Raw genomic sequence first — 14,589 nt, forward strand, 5'->3', positions numbered from 1 at the left:
CGGGCGGCCGCCGTCCTCTTCCCGGTGAGGAAGCCGGCATGAGGGGGCGGAGTCTGCCCAAAATCCGCCGAGGGGGGCCAATTGGGCCCCCGAGGCGGGCAAAAATGCCCTGCAACCGGGCCAATGTCGCCTGATTGCGTTTCAAAAAACGCCCCATGCGCCATCTGCGCCAAACTTCGGCCCCCGTGCAAAGCCCTCCTTGTGGGAGAAGGTGGATCGGCAGCGCCGAGCCGGATGAGGGGTGCTGGAAGGAATGAGACGTTGGTGTTCCCTGGAACACCCCTCATCCGTCGCCTTCGGCGACACCTTCTCCCACAAGGGGAGAAGGGAAGACCGCACCTAATTATTGGCTATTTGCACCTGGCGATGGACGACAGCGCCGCCGAAATGCCTTTCAGCGAAAAGACATAGGTGGTGGTGTTGCCGCGGCCGGACTTCGCCTGCACCTTCATGTCGCTGCCGGTTTTCATCGCGGCGATCAGCACCGGCTCCTCGGCCGCATTTTCGACCCAGGCCGACTTGCCGCGGGTGAACATCGAAAAGCTCTTGCCGTCGATGGTGACGGTGGCCTTGGAGTTTTCCTGGAAATTGTAGCCGGCGATGAATTGCGGCTCGTAAGACACTTGCTGTCCCGGCCGCTGGCTGACGAAGAAGAACATGTCGCCATGGTCGAGCGTCGGCGGCTGCTTGTCGGTCGGCACGGTCAACACATAGCAAACCTTGCCGCCCGACGCCTGGTAGCTGTAGGTGCCCCAGGCATTGTGCTGGCCGATCTTGGTTGCCGACTGCGCCAGAGCCGGCGCTGTCATGGCCACCAGTGCCAGGCTCGAAATTGTAGCAATCAATCCGCGCATCGCTTTTCCCATATATGGTGCGGAGGCAGGCCGGCTCGGCGTCCTGCCCGTCGCTTCATTTTGATTTAATCTGGGTTACCAAACGGTGAAGTTCCCTCAGGAAAAGGACATCCACCCCAGGAAACCGCCGCCATCCTTGCGCCCGTCGCTCGAAAGCGGCAGTTGCAACGTCCCTTTCGCGACTGGATGCCACGAAAGCGGCAAGAGTTTGACTTTTCTGCCTTATCGCCGGCTCAGCCGTTGTCGGCAATCGCCTGTTTGGCGGCGAGCCGATGCGCTGATGTAATGTGGGCTTTGACGGTGGTGATCGCGGCGGTCAGCACGGCGATGTCGTCGGTAAAGCCCAGTCCGAGGACGAAGTCGGGGATGACGTCAGCCGGCAGCACGAAATAGCCGAGCGCCGCCACCAGGATGCCCTTGGCGCGCAGCGGCGTGTTCTTGTCCATGGCGCAGTAGTAGGCGGCGACCAGTTCCTCCATGAACGGGATCTGCCGGGCAGCCCGCCTGGCCGTGCGCCAGAATTTCTCGCGCACTTCGCTCTCGTCGCCCGGCTTGCCGCCAAAGCCGAAGAAATCAAAACCTGATTTTTGCGCCATCAGTCTCTCCTAACGAGGCTGCGCATGGCGTTCCACGCGCGCCTGCCAGCGGAAAATGTGGTGAAAGCGCCAGTCCACTACAAGAGCTCGGCCGTTCCGCGGCCTGAAAATCAGGCTACGGCGTCGACAGATCTCCAACGACCTGACCGAAATAGCGGTCCATCGTCCTGGCCAGTTCGAAGTCGAGCGCGGTCAGGCCGCCGGCATCATGGGTGTTCAGCGTCACGCTCACGGTGTTGTAGACGTTCGACCAGTCGGGGTGATGGTCGATCGTCTCCGCCGCCAAGGCGACGCGGGTCATGAAGGCGAAGGCTTCGGAAAAATCGCTGAAGGTGAAGCTGCGCGTGATCGAGCCGCCATCCTCGGCCAGCGACCAGCCGTCGAGCCCGGCCAGCGCCTCGGCGACCGCCTCACTGCTCAGTTTCTCTCTCGCCATGGTCGTTTCCCGTGCTATCTGGATTTGCAGTCTTCAGCACAATGCCGGATCGATGAGCGCAAAGCCGATAAAATCCATTCTCTTCGTCTGTCTCGGCAATATCTGCCGCTCGCCACTGGCGGAAGGCGTGTTGCGCGCCGTCCTGGCAGAGCGCGGCCTCGATCGGGATATCCTGCTCGATTCGGCCGGGACCAGCGACTGGGAAGCCGGTTCGGCACCCGACCCGCGCTCGATCTCGATCGCCAAGCGGCACGGCGTCGATATTTCCGGACAGACGGCGCGCAAGCTGGCGCCGGACGATTTTTCGCGTTTCGACCTCATTCTCGCCATGGACCGATCGAATCTCCGGGATCTTAAAGCGCTGGTGCCTGCCGCCATGCGCGACCGTGTCCATCTGTTCCTCGAGTTCGCCGGGGGAAAGGTGGGCGACGTGCCGGACCCCTATCATCAGGGGCCGGAGGCGTTTGCCTCGGTCTACCGCATGATCCGCGAAGCGTCGGAGGCGCTGGCGACGCGGCTCGAGGCACGGCTGTCGGCGCCCGACAGCGGCCAGGCCTCCTCGACGATGTAGGGTCCGCCGCCGACCGAATCGCGCGACGACATCAGGACGAAGCGGCCGACACGGAAGGGCAGCGTCGAAAAATTGCCGCGCGCCGAAAGATACTGGGCGACGTCGAGCGGGCTCGAATTGCGCAACCTGGCCAGCGTCACATGCGGCATGAATTTGCGCGGGTCGGCGGGGATGCCGAGGCGCTGGCAGATGCGCTCGATCTCGGCTTGCAGCGCTGCAAGATCGGGCGAGAAGGAGACGCCGGCCCACACCGCGTGCGGTTTTTTCTGGCCGAAGGCACCGACGCCGGACAGTGTCAGCGCGAAGGACGGGCGGTGGACACGGTCGAGCGCGTTGGCGATCTCGTCGGCGACATGGCCCTCGACATCGCCAATGAAGCGCAGCGTCATATGGTAGTTCTCGACGTCGATCCAACGGGCCCCGGGCAGGCCGCCCCGGAGCAGGGACAGCGAAAGGGCGGCATCACGCGGTATTTCGAGGGCGGTGAAAAGACGCGGCATGGCAAGCCTCCTGTCCTCGAATCGAACTCTGCCCCTAGCGAATCATCGAAAATCGAGCGGGGCAAGCGGTTTGTTGGTTGCACCTGGCCTAAAATCAAATCGTGCGGGGAATGCGTGGCATCATCGAAATCCGATCCCTTCAAGAGTTGCCCTTAACCACGGCAATGGCTTTCTCGACATCCGGCAGTATGCGCTCGACCATGCGGTCGACGCCCTTGGCATTCGGGTGCAGGCCGTCTTCAAGTTGCATAGCTGGTTCGCCGGCGACGCCGTCGAGAAAGAATGGATAGAGCGGGACGCCGTGTTTTTCCGCCAGTTTCGGGAAGATAGCGTCAAAGCCGTTCTGGTAGTCGGCGCCGAAATTGGGGGCGGCGCGCATGCCGGCCAGCAGCACGGCGATGTTGCGCTGCTTCAGCTTCGCCAGCATGGCGTCGAGATTTTTTTGCGTGATATCGGGAGAAACGCCGCGCAGCATGTCGTTGGCACCGAGTTCGAGAATGACAAGCTGCGTGCCGTCCGGCACCGACCAGTCGAGCCGCGACAGGCCGCCACTCGACGTATCGCCGGATACGCCGGCATTGGCGACGGTCACATCGTGGCCCTTGGCGCGGAGTGCTGCCTCAAGTTTTCGGGTGAAGCCTTCGTCCGGTCCGAGGCCAACGCCTGCCATCAGGCTGTCGCCGAAACCGACGATCGTGAACGGCTCGGCGCGCGCCGAAGAAATGGCGCCGCAAATTCCGAGGAAAAGGACGAAGGCTGCGGCAAGTCGGTGTTTGAAAGCCATGCGGCAGGCCCCATATGACCGAGAACATTATACTGGCGGTAGGCGGAATTCTGCCCTCCCTTTCCCATATAGGACGATTTTATTTTGACAGAAGCCGTCATCGCGCTGAAAAACGTATCGCTGACGCTCGGCGAAGGAGCGTCTTCCGTCCATGTGCTGAAAGGCGTCAGCCTCGACGTGGCAAGTGGCGAGGCGACCGGCATCGTCGGTCCGTCGGGCTCGGGAAAGTCGACGCTGCTGATGGTTTTGGCCGGTTTGGAAAGGGTCGATTCGGGTACGGTACGAATCGCCGGCGAATTGCTGAACGGCAAGAGCGAAGATCAGATCGCATCGTTTCGTGGACGAAACATTGGCATCGTCTTCCAGTCCTTCCACCTCATTCCCAACATGACGGCGCTCGAAAATGTCGCAGTGCCGCTGGAACTAGCCGGCCATGCCGATCCGTTCGGGGTGGCGGCGCGGGAGCTCGAGTCGGTGGGCTTGAGCGATCGCGTCACTCACTATCCCGGCGAATTGTCCGGCGGCGAACAGCAGCGTGTGGCGATCGCCCGGGCACTGGCGCCTTCGCCGCGCATCCTGATCGCCGACGAGCCGACCGGTAATCTGGACCAGGCGACGGGACGGCAGGTCGCCGATCTTTTGTTCGCCAAAGCGGCCGAGCGCGGCATGACGCTGGTGCTGGTCACCCACGATCCGGCGCTCGCCGCACGCTGCTCCCGGCAGGTGTCGATGCGGTCGGGCCGGATCGAGGATGCGCCATTGCTTAAAGTGACGGCGTAGCGCAATGGCTGATAAGACCCCCTCATCCGGCCCTTCGGGCCACCTTCTCCCCGGCGGGGAGAAGAGGCCGGCGCCGGCGTTGGCGACCTCTTCTCCCCTCGGGGAGAAGGTGGCCGCGAAGCGGCCGGATGAGGGGGTCCCTTGGGCGCGCACCTTTTCACTCGCCTTCCGCTTCTCGCTGCGCGAGATGCGCGGCGGGCTGTCCGGCTTCCTGATCTTCCTTGCCTGCATTGCGCTTGGCGTCGCGGCGATCGGCGGTGTCAATTCGGTGGCCCGGGCGATTACCGCCGGCGTCGCCAACGAAGGCCAGTCGCTACTCGGCGGCGATCTTCGTTTCCAGCTCAATCAGCGCGCCGCGACGCAAGCCGAGCACGTCTTTCTTGACGGGCTGGGCACGGTCTCGCACAGCGCCAACATGCGCTCGATGGCGCGGCTCGAGGACGGCTCCGACCAGGCGCTGGTCGAAGCCAAGGCGGTCGACGGCGCTTATCCGCTCTATGGTGCGCTGCAGACCGAGCCGGTGCTGTCGAAGCAGGAATTGTTCGGCGAACAATCCGGTGTTTTCGGCGCCGTCGCACCCGACCTTTTGTTCGAGCGGCTGAACCTTCGGATCGGCGACCGGCTGAAGCTGGGCAGCGCCACCTTCGAACTGCGCGCCCGGCTCGTCAATGAGCCGGACGCGGTATCCGACGGCTTCGGCTTTGCGCCGCGGCTGATGATCTCGACCGACGGGCTTGCCGCTTCCGGTTTGATCCAGCCCGGCAGCCTGGTCGAGAACGCCTACAAGGTCCGCCTGCCCGGCGGCACCGGCGAGACGCGCATAAAAGCCATTCAGGATCAGGCGGCGGAGGAGTTTCCCGAGTCCGGCTGGTCGATCCGCACGCGCAGCAATGCAGCACCGGCGTTGTCCGCCAATATCGAACGGTTTTCGCAGTTCCTGACGCTGGTCGGGCTGACGGCGCTGGTGGTCGGCGGCGTCGGTGTGGCCAACGCGGTGCGCGCCTATCTCGACGGCAAGCGCGGCGTCATCGCCACCTTCAAGAGCCTGGGAGCTTCGGGCGGTTTCGTCTTTGCCGTCTACCTGGTGCAGATCCTGATGATCGCCGTGCTTGGCATCACGCTCGGCGTCGTGCTTGGCGCGCTGATGCCGATCGCGGCGAGCGCGGCGCTGCAGTCGATCATTCCGGTGCCGGCGGAAGGCGGATTCTATCCCGGCGCGCTCGGCATGGCGGCGTTGTTCGGGCTGCTGGTGACGCTGGCTTTCGCCTTGCTGCCGCTCGGCCGGGCGCGCGACGTGCCGGCGACGGCGCTGTTTCGTGAAATGGGTTTTGAGGGCCGCGGTTTTCCGCGCCCGCTCTACACGGCGGCGGCGCTCGGCATCGCGCTGCTGCTGGCGGCGCTGGCCATTCTGTTTTCCGGCGACCGCTACATCGCCTCGATCTTCGTCGGCGCCACCATTTTTGCTTTTTTGGTGCTGCGCCTTGTCGGCGCGCTGGTGCAGTGGGCCGCCAAAAGGAGCCCGCGCGTTGGCTCGACGGTGCTCAGGCTCGCCATCGGCAACATCCATCGGCCGGGCGCCTTGACGCCGTCGGTGGTGCTGTCGCTGGGACTGGGGCTGACGCTTCTGGTGACGCTGGCGCTGATCGACGGCAATCTCAGGCGGCAGATTTCCGGCAGCCTGCCGGAGCGGGCGCCGAACTTCTTCTTCGTCGATATCCAGAGCAGCGATGTCGATGCGTTCTCGGAGCTGGTCGGCAGGGAGGCGCCGCAAGGCACGCTGGTCAAGGTGCCGATGCTGCGCGGCCGGGTGATGGCGCTGAACGGCGTCGACGTCGACAAGGTCAAGGTCCCGGCGGAAGGGGCCTGGGTGCTGCGCGGCGATCGCGGGCTGACCTACGAGGCCAGAATTCCTGCGAATGCGACGCTGACCGAAGGGACATGGTGGCCGGACAATTATGCCGGCGAGCCGCTGGTGTCGTTTTCGGCCGAGGAAGGCAAAGAGATCGGGCTGAAACTCGGCGATACCGTCACCGTCAACGTGCTCGGCCGCAACGTGACGGCGAAGATCGCCAATTTCCGCCAGGTCGAGTGGGAGACGATGGGCATCAATTTCGTCATGGTGTTCTCGCCCAGCACATTTGCCGGCGCGCCGCACAGCTGGCTGGCGACGCTGACCGAAAAGGGCGCGTCGCCGGCCGACGATGCCCGTCTTCTCAACGCCGTCACGCGTGCCTTTCCGGCGGTGACGACAGTCAGGGTCAAGGACGCGCTCGACATCGTCAACCGGCTGGTGGCGCAACTCGGCACCGCGATCAGGGCCGCGGCCGGCGTGGCGCTGATCGCCTCGGTGCTGGTGCTGGCCGGCGCGTTGGCGGCCGGCAACCGCGCCCGCATCCACGATGCGGTGGTGCTGAAAACGCTGGGCGCGACCAGGAAGACGCTGATCGCGGCCTTTTCGCTGGAATACATGCTGATCGGCCTCGCCACCGCGATCTTCGCGCTGGCCGCAGGCGGAATTGCGGCGTGGTTCGTTGTCGCGCGCGTCATGACGCTGCCGTCGCATTTCATGCCCGATGTGGCGGTGGCCACAATAGTCTTTGCCTTGCTGGTCACGGTCGGCATCGGCCTCGCCGGCACCTGGCGGGTGCTGGGCCACAAGGCGGCGCCGGTGCTGCGCAATCTCTGATCTGGAAGGGTCGGCAAGCTCAACGCGACCGGGATTTGGTTAAATCTTGTTAATGTTGGGCTTCGGACGGCCGATAAATCCGGATTTTTGCTACTTCACGAAGCATTACGCCCGGTTACGGTCTTGTTCTTGACGCCAATAACCATCATATTTCGCGGCAGGCATGCTGGAGCCCCGCCAGCGGCGCCTCGGTCCAAATCGACCGGACACCGGACGGGGCAGAAGCAATATGAGGATTTCCATGGCTGAACCCGTTCGCAATTATCAGACGCGTGCCGTGCCCGGCGTCGGCGTCGATGCTGCTATCGACCAGGGCCTGCGCGCTTATATGATCAAGGTCTACAATCTGATGGGGCTTGGCCTCCTCATCACCGGCCTCGCCGCGGTCGGAACGATCATGCTGGCCACCACCACCGATCCGGCTTCGGCGGTCGCTACGCTGCCGAACGGCGATATGCTGACATCCTTCGGCTACGCGATCTTCGGCTCGCCGCTGAAATGGCTGGTGATCTTTGCCCCCCTGGCAGCGGTGCTGTTCCTGTCGTTTCGCGTCCAGTCGATGAGCGTTTCGGCCGCGCAGACGACGTTCTGGGTCTATGCCGGCCTCGTCGGCCTGTCACTGTCGTCGATCTTCCTGGTCTACACCACCGCCAGCATCTCGCAGACCTTCTTCGCCACCGCCGCCGCCTTTGGCGGACTGTCGCTCTACGGCTACACGACCAAGCGCGATCTTTCCGCGCTCGGTTCGTTCCTGATCATGGGCCTGGTCGGTCTGATCATCGCAAGTGTGATCAACATCTTCCTGCAGTCGTCGGCGCTTTCCTTCGCCGTTTCGGCGATCGGCGTGCTGATCTTCGCAGGGCTGACCGCCTACGACACGCAGAACATCAAGGAGATGTATTTCGAGGGCGACGAGACTGATGTCGCCGGCCGCAAGGCTATCATGGGCGCTCTGAGGCTCTATCTCGACTTCATCAACCTGTTCATGTTCCTGCTGCAGTTCATGGGCGATCGCCGTTAACAACGGCCCCTTGAGTCTGTGGACCAGCGAATTTGGAAAGGGCGGCCCAACGGCCGCCCTTTCCTTCTGTGCCGGCCTTTGCTGTTATAGAAGGCAGATGAACGGCTTGCATAAATTATGAGCAGCATCACGATACGCGGCGCGACAGCGGCCGATCTCGACCGGATCACCGCCATCTATGCCGATGCGGTGATCCACGGCACGGCGAGCTACGAACTGGAGCCGCCTGATCGTGCCGAGATGGGCGAGCGCTTCGACAGTTTGATAGCGAGCGGCTTTCCCTATCTGGTGGCGGAAAAAGCCGGCATCGTGCTCGGTTATGCCTATGCTGGCGCCTTCCGGGCGCGGCCTGCGTACCGGTTCATCGTCGAAGATTCTGTCTATGTCGCGCCCGAGGCCAAGGGCCATGGCATCGGGCTGAAGCTGATGAAAGGGCTGATCGCGGCGGCCGAGGCGGCGGGCTTCCGCCAGATCATCGCGGTGATCGGCGACGGTCGGCCGGACAGTGCCTCCGTCCGGCTGCATGAAAAGCTCGGCTTTCGCCATTCGGGCCGTCTGGAAGCCTCCGGCTACAAGCTCGGACGCTGGCTCGACACGGTGTTCATGCAACTGCCAATCAATGGCGGGTCTCAGGTTCCGCCCGATCCCAACTCACTGCCGGAACGGAGATTCCGGAAGCACAACAAGTAGTCAGGCCTCGACAAGTTTCAGCGTGCGGTCGAACACGCCAAGCACGCGGCCAAGCTCCTGGCCGCGCTTAAGGATGCGGCCGCCGGCGGCGATGACGGCGAAAGCCCCTTGCCGGCGCGCCAGCTTCGGATCCTTGACGATCTGGAACAGCGGCACCTCGCTGGTGCGACGGAAGACGGAAAAGACGGCGCGGTCGGCAAGATGGTCGATGGCGTAGTCGCGCCATTCATTGGCGGCGACCATGCGCCCGTAAAGCCTCAGGATCTGGTCCAATTCACGCCGGTCGAACCGCACCGGCTGGTCGAGGCGTTCACGTCTTGCCTCATGCAGCGGGATCAGTATTGCGGATGCGTCCCCATCCTCCGTCCCACTGCCGTGATCAGTCATGCCTCGATCCCTTCGAATGAATCTTACATTAATCAAAGTTGGCGCTTTCGCCATGGAATTGCAAGCCCGGCTGGGGAAAGGCTGGCGGCGCAACGTTTCCGCGGTGTCCAGTCACGTTTATAAAAACGCCCGTTGAAATTGGTGATGCTTTGCCACAATCCTGCCTTCTTTTAACCGCGCTAAAGCCCCAATCTCCGACGAATTTACGGGTGTTGCCTGAGACGGTTCGGTCCGGCACTGGCTCGTAAACCCCAAGCCCCCCGCCCACGGGTCTGCGTCGGATCGAACCAACCTCGGTTTCTCCCTTGGAGAAATCGAGCGCGACGATCCCAAAACCTAAATGACCGGCGTCAGAAGCAAGCTGACGTCGGTTTTTTATTTTATTGGCCGAGTGAATGCGCGCGGCTTCTTCGGCGCGCAGCGCCGAGACGGATGAGGGGTGCTGGAAGGAATGAGGCGGCGGCGATTTCAAGCAATTGCCAAGCTGGAACACCCCTCATCCGTCGCCTTCGGCGACACCTTCTCCCACAAGGCCCACAAGGGGAGAAGGAGAGGGCGTTCAAGGCTTGTGGATCAAGGCGGCGCCCAGGATGGGACCCGGCATGCCGTCCTTGCCCACCGATTGTAGCAGCACGGCGCAGCCGCCTTTCTTGGCAATCACGCTCATCGGCAATTCGTAGCGCTGCGCCTTGCCGTGCCACATGCCGGCGGTCTGGATGCCGGAGACGGCGTTCCAATAGGTCATGCTGCGGCCGGTGTTCTCGCCCTTGCCGATCTTGATCGTCTGCGGCGGGTCGAAATAGACGATGACGACATGGGCATCGCTGGGGCCGCTCCCGGCATCTCCGGCGTCGATGATGACGCGGTCGCTGGTCCGGCTGACCTTGATGCCGACCTGCATGCCTTCGCCGGACGTTTCCATGCGGGCGAGAGCGCCGTCGACTTCCTCGCGGCGGGCGCCGTTGACATGGCTGCGGCCATTGATGACGGCCTGCGGCGTGTAGACCGAGCGGCTGCCGAAGGCACGCATATATTCATACTGCCGCTCGGTGTTCTCCTTGCGGCTCAGCGTGTCCTTCCAACCGAGATAATCCCAGTAGTCGACGTGATAGGCGAGCGCGACGATGTTCTCCTTGGCGGCAAGCTCGGCGAAAAATGCATCGGCCGGCAGGCAGGAGCTGCAGCCCTGGCTGGTGAAGAGCTCGACCACGCCCAAGGGCTGGCCGACCAGGGATTTATCTGTCTGGGAGCGGTCGGCCTCGCCGGCAAGCGCATTGGCGGCAAGTCCAGCTCCGGCAAGCACCGAGAGGGCCAGCGCAAACGCCGCAAGCCGCAATGGTCTTCGAGGTGTCATGGCCGTTTCGACTCCCGCCGGTGATGGCCGGCTTTGTTCTGGTTGGCGAAATATGTGGCAGAAGCGGCAGTCAACGGGAAGTCACGTTGCGGTGAAACTTTTACCGCTGCAGCCAACTGCAAGGGCGCTCCTGGACGGGCTACACTTCAGGGATACCGATTCGGGCGATAATCAGCATGTGGCAAACTCTCCTGACGCCGGTCGACCTGTACTGCGAGCGGGTCGGGCCACAGTTCTGGGCCGAGCCGGTCAACGCACTGACCAATCTGGCTTTTCTTGTCGCCGGGCTGTGGGGTGTCCGGGAGGTGCGCCGGCGCGGCACAGGCATCTTCGCCGAAATGCTGGCCTGGTGGGTGGTGGCGATCGGCATCGGCTCGGCGCTGTTCCACACCTTTGCCAACCATGCCACGGTCTGGGCCGACGTGCTGCCGATCGCCGGGTTCACGCTGGCCTACACGCTGTTCAACCTGCGCCGTTTCCTCGGTATGAAATGGGGCAAGGCGATCGCCATCTTCCTTGCCTTCTATGCCGTCACCGGGTTGTTGACCTCGGCCCTGCCGGACTGGCTGCGCCAGGCATCGAACGGCACGACCGGCTACCTGCCGCCCTTCCTGGCGCTCGCCTTCTTCGGCGCCTGGGTGGCGGCGAGCGGCAACCGCGCCGGCTGGTACAATCTGGCGGGCTCGGCGATCTTCGTCGTGTCGGTCATCTTCAGGACGATCGATCCGCTGGTCTGCGGCAGCTTCCCGCTCGGCACGCATTTCCTGTGGCACATCCTCAACGGGCTGATGCTCGGCGTGCTGCTGGCGGCGGCGGCGCGGTTTGGGAAGGCAGTAGGGCAGTAGGGCAGTAGGGCAGTAGGGCAGTAGGGCAGTAGGGCAGTAGGGCAGTAGGGCAGTAGGGCAGTAGGTATTGTCTTCCCTACTCCCTTACTGCCCTATTCCCCTATTCCCTTCAAATTATGCTGCCAGATCGCGCAGCACATATTGCAGGATGCCGCCGTTCTTGAAGTAGTCGAGCTCGTCCAGCGTATCGATGCGGCAGATGATCGGAATGTTCTTCACCGTGCCGTCGCCATAAGTGATCTTCGCGATCATCTTCTGACGCGGTTTGATGGCGCTCAGTCCGTCGATTTCGACCAGTTCGTCGCCCTTGAGGTTGAGCGAGGCCCATGAGGTGCCCTCCTCGAAGACGAAGGGGATGACCCCCATGCCGACCAGGTTCGAGCGGTGGATGCGCTCGAACGACTGAGCGATGACGGCGCGAACACCCAACAGGTTGGTGCCCTTGGCCGCCCAGTCGCGCGACGAGCCGTTGCCGTATTCGACACCGGCGAAGATGACCAGCGGCACGCCTTCCTTCTTGTACTCCATGGCGGCGTCGTAGATCGATCTCTCTTCCTTCGACGGATAGTGGATCGTGTAGCCGCCTTCGCGGCCGTTCTCGCCCAGCATGTGGTTGCGGATGCGGATATTGGCGAAAGTGCCGCGCATCATCACCTCGTGATTGCCGCGCCGCGTGCCGTACTGGTTGAAGTCGGCGACGCCGACGCCATGGTCGGTAAGATACTTGCCGGCCGGAGAGGCCGCCTTGATCGAGCCGGCCGGAGAGATGTGGTCGGTGGTGATCTTGTCGCCGAACAGCCCGAGCACGCGGGCGCCCTTGATGTCGCCGATCGTGCCGAAGCCCGATGTCATGCCAGCGAAGTAGGGCGGGTTCTGCACATAGGTCGAATTGTTGTCCCAGGCATAGGTCTGGCCTTCCGGCGCCTTGACGTTCTGCCAGTATTCGTCGCCCTTGAAGACGTCGGCATATTTGCGGGCGAACAGTTCGCGCGTCACGTTCTTCTCGATGAACTCCTGGATCTCGACCGAACTCGGCCAGATGTCCCTGAGGTAGACCGGGTTGCCGTCGCGGTCCTCGCCGAGCGGTTCGGTGGTCAGATCCTTGGTCACGGTCCCGGCCAGTGCGTGGGCGACGACCAGCGGCGGCGAAGCGAGGTAGTTCGCCTGCACGTCGGGCGAGACGCGGCCTTCGAAATTGCGGTTGCCGGAAAGCACCGCGGCAGCAATCAAGCCCTTGTCGTTGATGGTTCTGGAGATCGGCGCCGGCAACGGGCCGGAATTGCCGATGCAGGTGGTGCAGCCGAAGCCGACCAGATTGAAGCCGATCTGGTCCAGTTCCTTCTGTAGGCCGGATTTTTCCAGATATTCGGCGACGACCTGGCTGCCCGGCGCCAGCGATGTCTTGACCCACGGCTTCTGCTTGAGCCCGAGCCGGTTGGCGTTGCGTGCCAGCAACCCGGCGCCGATCAGCACGCTCGGGTTCGACGTGTTGGTGCAGGAGGTGATGGCGGCAATGACGACGTCGCCATGGCCAAGGTCGTAGTCGGTGCCCTCGACGGCATAGCGCTTGTCGATTTCGACCGCCTTCTTGTATTCGGTTTCCATCGCCTTGACAAAGCCGGCCGGAATGCCTTCAAGCGCGACCCGGCCCTCTGGACGCTTGGGGCCGGCCATCGACGGCACGACACTGCCGAGATCGAGCTCGAGCAGGTCGGTGAAGACCGGATCGGCCGACCCGGTATCGCGCCACATGCCTTGCGCCTTGGCGTATGCCTCGACCAGCGCGATGCGGTTTTCCTCGCGGCCGGACATGGTGAGGTAACGGATGGTTTCGCCATCGACCGGAAAGAAGCCGCAGGTCGCGCCATATTCGGGCGCCATGTTGCCGATGGTGGCGCGGTCGGCCAGCGTCATGTTGGACAGACCCGGACCGAAGAATTCGACGAACTTGCCGACGACGCCCTTCTTGCGGAGCATCTGGGTGACGGTGAGCACGAGATCGGTGGCGGTGACGCCTTCCCTGAGCCTGCCGGTGAGCCGGAAGCCGATGACTTCGGGCAACAGCATGGAGACGGGCTGGCCAAGCATCGCGGCCTCGGCCTCGATGCCGCCGACGCCCCAGCCGAGCACGCCAAGGCCGTTGATCATGGTGGTGTGCGAATCGGTGCCGACGCAGGTGTCGGGATAGGCGGTGGTTTCGCCGCCTTCAGTGTTGGTCCACACGACCTGGCCGAGATATTCGAGATTGACTTGGTGGCAGATGCCGGTGCCGGGCGGCACGACGCGGAAGTTGCGGAAGGCCTGCTGGCCCCATTTCAGGAATTTGTAGCGTTCCTCATTGCGCTCGTATTCAAGCTCGACATTTCTGGCGAAAGCCAGCGGCGTGCCGAACTCATCGACGATGACCGAGTGGTCGATGACCAGGTCGACCGGCACCAGCGGATTGATCTTTTGCGGGTCGCCGCCGAGCGAGGCCATGGCATCGCGCATGGCGGCCAGGTCGACCACGGCCGGAACGCCGGTGAAATCCTGCATCAGCACGCGGGCCGGGCGATAGGCGATCTCGACCCCGGCGGTGCCCCTGTCGGTCAGCCAGCCGGCAACCGCCTGGATGCTCTCCTTGGTGACGGAACGGCCGTCCTCGTTGCGCAGCAGGTTCTCCAGCAGCACCTTCATCGAATAGGGCAACTGGGCGATGCCGGTGAGGCCGTTCTTCTCGGCCTCGACGAGGTCGTAATAAACATAGTCGGAGCCGCCCGCGGTCAGCGTGCGGCGGCAATTGAAACTATCGAAGGATTTTGACACGTGCGATCCGTCCTTGTCTGTTCAGCCTGAAAGGGAACGGACGCCGATGGCATGCAATCACGCGCAAAGGTGCGGGTACGGCCATTTCCGCTGTCCGTTCCCAGCCAACCCGAGCCGTTCAAGGCGGCGCGTGCGCTGGTTCGGCGCTAATTCGCTTCCCGTGCCGACCGCTGGCACGGATGCCCCGCATATAGAGAATTTCCTGGAATAGTTCTAGACAGTCGAACGGCTATTTTGTGCGATGCGGCAGCTGCCGTGGCGCGATGTTTTCGGGACGGGC

At 63.2% G+C, this 14,589-nt stretch carries 15 protein-coding genes; 6 read left to right on the top strand and 9 right to left on the bottom strand.

Annotated elements, in window-relative coordinates; genetic code table 11:
* Positions 1-350 precede the first annotated feature (350 nt).
* The 3 genes from AC0L3H_RS13465 to AC0L3H_RS13475 form a co-directional block, all read right to left on the bottom strand.
* Entirely contained in the window at positions 351-854 is a 504-nt protein-coding gene (locus AC0L3H_RS13465) for an invasion associated locus B family protein (protein WP_091592451.1), read from the bottom strand.
* Positions 855-1,087: 233 nt separating this feature from the next.
* Complete coding sequence (locus AC0L3H_RS13470) at positions 1,088-1,450, bottom strand: YkvA family protein (protein WP_473495513.1); 363 nt, start codon at positions 1,448-1,450, stop codon at positions 1,088-1,090.
* Between the two features lie 115 nt (positions 1,451-1,565).
* Positions 1,566-1,886, bottom strand: coding sequence for a 4a-hydroxytetrahydrobiopterin dehydratase (locus AC0L3H_RS13475; RefSeq protein WP_473495512.1), 321 nt, complete (start codon positions 1,884-1,886; stop codon positions 1,566-1,568).
* Between the two features lie 52 nt (positions 1,887-1,938).
* On the opposite strand from AC0L3H_RS13475, the gene AC0L3H_RS13480 reads away from it, so the two are divergent.
* Positions 1,939-2,457: a low molecular weight protein-tyrosine-phosphatase gene (locus tag AC0L3H_RS13480; protein ID WP_473495511.1), complete on the top strand. Its 519-nt coding sequence runs from the start codon at positions 1,939-1,941 to the stop codon at positions 2,455-2,457.
* On the opposite strand, the gene thpR is transcribed toward AC0L3H_RS13480, so the two are convergent.
* Complete coding sequence (thpR, locus tag AC0L3H_RS13485; RefSeq protein ID WP_027153691.1) at positions 2,361-2,957, bottom strand: RNA 2',3'-cyclic phosphodiesterase; 597 nt, start codon at positions 2,955-2,957, stop codon at positions 2,361-2,363. The two genes, AC0L3H_RS13480 and thpR, sit on opposite strands and share 97 nt — an antisense overlap.
* Before the next feature lie 139 nt (positions 2,958-3,096).
* The gene (locus AC0L3H_RS13490; RefSeq protein WP_473585780.1) at positions 3,097-3,741 is read right to left on the bottom strand and encodes an arylesterase; all 645 of its coding nucleotides are present in this window, start codon (positions 3,739-3,741) and stop codon (positions 3,097-3,099) included.
* A gap of 84 nt (positions 3,742-3,825) precedes the next feature.
* On the opposite strand from AC0L3H_RS13490, the gene AC0L3H_RS13495 reads away from it, so the two are divergent.
* The 4 genes from AC0L3H_RS13495 (at position 3,826) to AC0L3H_RS13510 (ending at position 8,918) form a co-directional block, all read left to right on the top strand.
* Positions 3,826-4,521 carry an ABC transporter ATP-binding protein gene (locus AC0L3H_RS13495; RefSeq protein WP_473585781.1) on the top strand — a complete coding sequence of 232 codons (696 nt, stop codon included), beginning with the start codon at positions 3,826-3,828 and terminating at the stop codon, positions 4,519-4,521.
* A 187-nt stretch (positions 4,522-4,708) separates the two neighbouring features.
* On the top strand, positions 4,709-7,207 hold the full coding sequence (locus tag AC0L3H_RS13500) for an ABC transporter permease (protein ID WP_473585881.1): 2,499 nt from the start codon (positions 4,709-4,711) through the stop codon (positions 7,205-7,207).
* A 241-nt stretch (positions 7,208-7,448) separates the two neighbouring features.
* Positions 7,449-8,228, top strand: a complete 780-nt coding sequence (locus AC0L3H_RS13505; RefSeq protein ID WP_091592171.1) for a Bax inhibitor-1/YccA family protein — start codon at positions 7,449-7,451, stop codon at positions 8,226-8,228.
* A 117-nt stretch (positions 8,229-8,345) separates the two neighbouring features.
* Complete coding sequence (locus AC0L3H_RS13510; protein WP_473585782.1) at positions 8,346-8,918, top strand: GNAT family N-acetyltransferase; 573 nt, start codon at positions 8,346-8,348, stop codon at positions 8,916-8,918.
* On the opposite strand, the gene AC0L3H_RS13515 is transcribed toward AC0L3H_RS13510, so the two are convergent.
* From AC0L3H_RS13515 to AC0L3H_RS13525, 3 genes are all read right to left on the bottom strand, one after another.
* Complete coding sequence (locus tag AC0L3H_RS13515) at positions 8,919-9,305, bottom strand: DUF2794 domain-containing protein (RefSeq protein WP_023803338.1); 387 nt, start codon at positions 9,303-9,305, stop codon at positions 8,919-8,921.
* A gap of 28 nt (positions 9,306-9,333) precedes the next feature.
* Positions 9,334-9,798, bottom strand: coding sequence for a hypothetical protein (locus tag AC0L3H_RS13520; RefSeq protein ID WP_473585783.1), 465 nt, complete (start codon positions 9,796-9,798; stop codon positions 9,334-9,336).
* 66 nt (positions 9,799-9,864) lie between these two features.
* Complete coding sequence (locus tag AC0L3H_RS13525) at positions 9,865-10,659, bottom strand: DUF1223 domain-containing protein (protein ID WP_473585784.1); 795 nt, start codon at positions 10,657-10,659, stop codon at positions 9,865-9,867.
* Positions 10,660-10,835: 176 nt separating this feature from the next.
* Between AC0L3H_RS13525 and AC0L3H_RS13530 the strand changes: the two genes are divergently transcribed.
* Complete coding sequence (locus AC0L3H_RS13530) at positions 10,836-11,504, top strand: ceramidase domain-containing protein (protein WP_473585785.1); 669 nt, start codon at positions 10,836-10,838, stop codon at positions 11,502-11,504.
* Positions 11,505-11,618: 114 nt separating this feature from the next.
* Here the strand turns inward: AC0L3H_RS13530 and acnA are convergent, their stop codons facing one another.
* The gene (gene acnA / locus AC0L3H_RS13535; RefSeq protein WP_473585786.1) at positions 11,619-14,309 is read right to left on the bottom strand and encodes an aconitate hydratase AcnA; all 2,691 of its coding nucleotides are present in this window, start codon (positions 14,307-14,309) and stop codon (positions 11,619-11,621) included.
* Positions 14,310-14,589: the final 280 nt, after the last annotated feature.

This window comes from Mesorhizobium sp. WSM4816 (genome assembly GCF_055811535.1).